The sequence below is a fragment of the Vibrio sp. 2033 genome, from assembly GCF_033339735.1.
In genome coordinates, this window is sequence record NZ_JAWOVC010000494.1 from 1 (window position 1) to 619 (window position 619).

General features: G+C 48.6%; 1 protein-coding gene. It reads right to left on the reverse strand.

What is annotated here, in order from left to right:
- A partial coding sequence (locus R7P74_RS27400; RefSeq protein WP_318123829.1) for an MgtC/SapB family protein occupies nt 1–619 on the reverse strand: 619 nt, incomplete at both ends.

Sequence of the window (619 nt, forward strand, 5' to 3'; positions counted from 1 at the left end):
AGGTGAACAATATGCCACGTTTCGCCCCACCGATTGTGATTGCGAAATAGCCCACAAACGAAATACTGGCAATCAATACGACCATCCACCAAATTTCGTAAGGGTTAAGAGCGTTCCAAGGGCCATAGGATTGATTTGGAAGAAGCGGCAATAACACGATGGAGATAATCAGCAACCGGAGCGCTGCATCTAGCTCGTATTCCTGTAATTTTTGCAACGCTTGGTGAAGTTCTCGTTTGTTGTCGAGCACCACTGCGGTAATCACAGCTGCAGATGCCGCAAGCACCGCTTCTCCCGACACAGCTAAACTGCCCAACACAAACGTCACCAACAAGCTAACCACGCCAGTAATACTGATATCGCGACTCTTCTTCTGCTGCATGACAAACGCGATACACGCCAATATCACCAACGCAATCAAGGCAAAACCAAGCAATAAAGGAGAATAGAGATCCGCAAGAATCGCGACAAGACCACCAAGTAACCCGACGAGAGAGAACGTACGAATACCAGCAACACGACTACCTTCAACACTATTTCGCATCACCCAGCCGCGCTGTGTCCCGATAATCGCACCCAATAGCAAGGCAATAAGCAGATTCCAGATAAGATGCTCGCC